Below are 4958 nucleotides of genomic sequence, written 5' to 3' on the forward strand. Positions count from 1 at the left end.
ACAACCACAGCTATTAATATGAAACAAGTGGTACAAACTAACAAGTGTATTATCAGTTTAATGAAAAAAGGAAACCGGCTTTTAATCACTTCTGTTATTGATAATTTAACAAAAGGTGCTTCAGGTCAAGCCATTCAGAATATGAACTTGATGTTTGGATTGGACGAAAGCACAGGATTGCATTTGAAACCAAGCGGGTTTTAAAAATAATTAAAAAATTGAAAAATTTAATGATTGAAAAATTATTAAAACAATTAAAATTTTATTTTCAGACAAAATCTGAAATCTTTAAATAATAAAAAATGAACTTATTCGACGTTTACCCCTTATACAATGTAACTCCAGTGAAAGCGCTGGATTGCAAAATTTATGACGATAAAGGAATAGAATACCTTGATTTATACAGCGGTCACGGTGTTATTTCTATTGGACATAGTCACCCAGAATATAATGCTAAACTCAAAGCACAATTGGATCAATTGAGTTTTTACTCGAATGCGATTCAAAATCCATTACAAGTGCAACTGGCAGACAAATTAGGCAAATTATCAAACTGCGAAGAATACAGCCTTTTCTTGTGCAGTTCAGGTGCCGAGGCGAACGAAAATGCTTTGAAAATGGCTTCGTTTCACACCAATAAATCAAGAGTAATATCCTTTAAAAACGCCTTCCACGGTCGTACATCGGCTGCGGTTGCTACGACGGATAATCCAAAGATTGTAGCACCGATGAATGCGCAACAAGCGGTCACATTTTTGCCTTTGAACGACATTGATCTGGTAGAGGCTGAACTAAAAAAAGGCGACGTAGCCTGTGTAATTATCGAGCCGATTCAAGGTGTTGGAGGATTAGATATGGGAACTACGGCCTTTTTTCAAGACTTGGAAAAAATTTGTGATCAATACGATGTTGTGTTAATTCTAGACGAAGTACAATCGGGTTATGGTAGAAGCGGTAAATTTTTTGCGCACCAACACCATGGCATCAAACCCGATATTATTTGTATGGCAAAAGGAATGGGCAATGGATTCCCCATTGGAGGAATTTTAACTTCCCCTAAATTCAAAGCGAGTCACGGCTTGCTGGGTACTACTTTTGGTGGAAGTCATTTGGCTTGTGCGGCAGGAATTGCTGTTTTAGAAGCTATTGAAAATGAAAAATTAATGGATAATGTTGCAGTCATCGAAAAATATTTCTTTGAGCAAATAAAACAAATTCCAGAAATTATAAAGGTAAAAGGACGTGGATTGATGTTGGGCGTTGAATTTGATTTTGAAGTTGGTCCTTTGAGAAAGAAAATGATAATGGAAAAACACATTTTTACGGGAAGTTCTAGCAACAAAAATTTATTGAGAATCCTTCCACCGTTAACAGTAAAAAAGGAAAATATTGATCAATTTATTATCGCTTTGAAAGAAGCTTTGGCTGAATTGAAATAAGAATTAAAATATTAAGAATTAAGATTTTCTCTACCATATAAGGCATCTAAGGAAATATAAGTTCTTTTTCCAATTAGCTTAAATGAACTTAAATGCCTTATATGGTGAAATTTTAAATTTATCTTTTGTTACCAATAATTAAATCATAACAATGAATACAATATTATCCATAGAAAAACGAAATGCTGTTTTAAGTAGAATGGCAGTACTTCTTGAACAAGAAAGAGCTAATCTTAAGACAATTAATCAACATGATTTAAACAATTATTCTGGTGAAGATTTGGCTATGGAAAAACGGTTGCTCGTTGATGATTCCAAAATTGACGGAATGATTTTGTCTATGCAACAATTGGCTAGCCAAGAAGATCCTGTTGGAGTGGAACGATTCCATTTTGTACACGACAATGGTCTGAAAATTATCAACAAAACAGCCGCTTTTGGAACCATTATGATTATTTACGAATCCAGGCCAGACGTAACAGTTGAAGCTGGTGGAATCGCTTTCAAATCTGGAAATAAGATTTTGCTGAAAGGCGGGAAAGAATCTTTGTTGTCGAATTTAAAAATTGTCGAATTGTGGCATCAAGCGCTGAAAGAAAATACTATTTCTACGGAATGGGTAGAATATTTAAATTATAATCGAGCAGAAACTCAGTCATTTTTAGAGAAACCAACACAAAAAGTAGATTTAATCGTTCCTCGCGGTGGAGAACAATTGATTGCTTTTACCAAAAAACACGCTACCTGCCCAGTGATTGTTAGTGGTCGAGGTAATAATTTTGTTTATGTAAGCCAAGAAGCTGATTTACAAAAAGCATTAGACATTATCATCAACGGAAAAACGACAAACATAGGTGTTTGTAATGCTTTGGATAAAGTTTTAATTGATTCTAATTTAGAAAATTGGCAAGAATTCGCAAATAAATTAGTTAGTGAATTACAGAAATATAAGGTTGAAATTTTGGGAGACGAACGCTTTTCAAAAGCAACAAATATTCCCTTAATTGATAATAATGAAATTTGGCATGAAGAATTTTTGAATTATAAAATTGTAATTGGAATCGTTGATTCTAATGAAGCAGCTATTGCAAAAATAAACAAATATTCTGGTGGACATTCCGCTTCAATTATAACGGACAAAAACACTGTTGCTCAACAGTTTATGGATAAAGTTGATTGTGCGGCAGTGTATCAAAATGCTTCCACTCGATTTACAGATGGAGGTCAATTTGGTTTAGGAGGAGAGTTGGCGATAAGCACCGATAAATTGCACCAACGCGGCCCAATTGGTTTGCAGCATTTAGTGACCAATAAATGGTATATTTACGGGGACGGACAGGTCAGGTAGCAGATTGCAGGTTACAGGTAGCAGATTGCAGATTGCAGATTGCAGATTGCAGAATGCAGGTAGAAATTGAAAAATTAAAAGATTGAAGTATTAAAAAATTAGGACAAATAAATTTTTAAATTTTTAAATCATTCAATTTTTAAATTAAATATTATGGCAAAAAAAAGAATATTATTAAAGATAGGCAGCAACACGCTAACTAAAGAAACCAATCATATTTCGAGAGGAAAGATTGAGGATGTTGGTATGCAAATAGCAGCATTAAAAGACGAATACGAATTTATCATAGTGAGTTCTGGCGCTATAGCTGCGGCCAAACAATTTGTTAAATTGGACAATCAAGATCAAGAAGTTTTTGTAAAACAAGCATTAGCTTCTATTGGTCAACCTCATTTAATGCGGATTTATCATGAAAACTTTAGTGATTTAGGGTTAAATACATCCCAATGTCTGCTGTCTTACTCTGATTTCGAAAAAGAACAAACAAAAGCGAATATCGTTAACACAATAAATGTCTTAGTCAGAAATGGTTATATTCCAATTATTAATGAAAATGACACCGTGGCAACGGATGAAATTCAGTTTGGTGATAATGATAAATTAGCTGCTCTTACTGCCGTTTTATTAAACGTAGATATTTTAATTATTGCAACCAATACTAACGGTATTTATAGCAAAGCAACTTTAAAAGAAGAATTTCCTGAAACTATTAAATTAGTAACCGATTTGAAAGAATTAGAAAATGAAATTGGTGATTCAAAATCTTCTCATGGCACTGGAGGAATGGAGTCTAAAATTGAAGCTGCAAATATTGCTCAAAAAGCAAATATAGAAACTTGGATAGTTAATGGCTTGAATGATAATTTTATTATTGACGCCATCGAATCTAAAAAGCCATTTACTAAAATTATATAGCTTACAATCCGTTTTAAAATAAATTTTAAACAATGAATTACTTATCCATTCAAAACATAGATTCACTCGAAAAATGGGTGGATGAAGCTTTAAAAATAAAAAAAAAGCCACTCAACTATAAAAAATTAGGAGAACACAAAACACTAGGAATGCTGTTTTTTAATCCTAGTTTAAGAACTCGTTTGAGTACACAAAAAGCAGCATTAAACTTGGGAATGAACGTCATGGTCATGAACTTTACTAATGAAGGTTGGACACTCGAGTTTGAAGACGGTGCGATAATGAATAAAGGCGCTTCAGAACATATCAAAGAAGCTGCTGCTGTTATTTCGCAATATTGCGATATTATTGCCATTAGAGCATTTGCAAGTCTAGCCGACAAAGAAAAAGACAATGCCGAAACTGTATTATCCGGATTTCTTAAATATGCCACAGTGCCTATTGTGAATATGGAAGGTTGCACAGGTCATCCGCTACAATCACTTGCAGATGCAATCACGATGAAAGAACACAAAACAAAACACAGACCAAAAGTAGTTTTGACTTGGGCGCCACATCCTAGAGCATTGCCTCAGGCTGTTGCCAATTCTTTTGTAGAAATGATGCAAAAACAAGACAATATGGATTTTGTGATTACCCATCCAGAAGGTTATGAACTTAATCCAGAGATTACAAAAGATTCCAAGATTGAATACGATCAAAACAAGGCTTTTGAAAATGCAGATTTTATCTATGCCAAAAACTGGAGTAATTATAATCAATACGGTCAGATTACAAATTCAGATCCAAATTGGACCGTTTCTGCCGATAAAATGAAACTGACAAACAATGCGAAATTTATGCACTGTTTGCCAGTAAGAAGAAATATGATTGTAACCGACGAAGTGATTGACAGCGAAAATTCGATTGTTATTGAACAAGCCAATAATAGGACATATGCCGCTCAATTGGTATTGCAGAAGATTTTAAAAAATAGCAAATAGAGAAAAGACTTTTAAAATAGTAGTAATGAGTCCAAAACCCAATGTCATCCTGAGCGCAGTCGAGGGACATAACCTAAAACCTCTTTCAATTATAAAAATTGGAGGAAATATTATCGATAATTCAAATGATTTGTCTGAGTTTTTGACTGATTTTTCAAACATTGAGGGAAATAAAATTCTGGTTCATGGTGGTGGAAAATCGGCTACCAAAATGGCTCAAAATATTGGTTTGACACCTCACATAATTGATGGAAGAAGAATCACAGATGCTCC

The 4958-nt window shown here is 34.0% G+C and carries 4 protein-coding genes and 2 pseudogenes; all 6 read left to right on the top strand.

Going from position 1 to position 4958, the window contains the following annotated elements; all coding sequences use genetic code 11:
• Nucleotides 1–204: pseudogene (locus tag ACKVOD_RS13045) on the top strand (N-acetyl-gamma-glutamyl-phosphate reductase); the annotation flags it as partial.
• Nucleotides 205–302: 98 nt separating this feature from the next.
• The gene (locus tag ACKVOD_RS13050) at nucleotides 303–1439 is read left to right on the top strand and encodes an aspartate aminotransferase family protein (protein WP_409209904.1); all 1137 of its coding nucleotides are present in this window, start codon (nucleotides 303–305) and stop codon (nucleotides 1437–1439) included.
• Between the two features lie 151 nt (nucleotides 1440–1590).
• Complete coding sequence (locus ACKVOD_RS13055) at nucleotides 1591–2787, top strand: glutamate-5-semialdehyde dehydrogenase (protein WP_409209905.1); 1197 nt, start codon at nucleotides 1591–1593, stop codon at nucleotides 2785–2787.
• 153 nt (nucleotides 2788–2940) lie between these two features.
• Nucleotides 2941–3702: a glutamate 5-kinase gene (gene proB / locus ACKVOD_RS13060; protein ID WP_409209906.1), complete on the top strand. Its 762-nt coding sequence runs from the start codon at nucleotides 2941–2943 to the stop codon at nucleotides 3700–3702.
• A 32-nt stretch (nucleotides 3703–3734) separates the two neighbouring features.
• Nucleotides 3735–4685 carry an N-acetylornithine carbamoyltransferase gene (locus ACKVOD_RS13065; protein ID WP_409209907.1) on the top strand — a complete coding sequence of 317 codons (951 nt, stop codon included), beginning with the start codon at nucleotides 3735–3737 and terminating at the stop codon, nucleotides 4683–4685.
• A gap of 25 nt (nucleotides 4686–4710) precedes the next feature.
• Nucleotides 4711–4958, top strand: a pseudogene (locus tag ACKVOD_RS13070) (hypothetical protein); the annotation flags it as partial.

The sequence above is a fragment of the Flavobacterium sp. genome (assembly GCF_046155325.1).
GTDB lineage: Bacteria > Bacteroidota > Bacteroidia > Flavobacteriales > Flavobacteriaceae > Flavobacterium.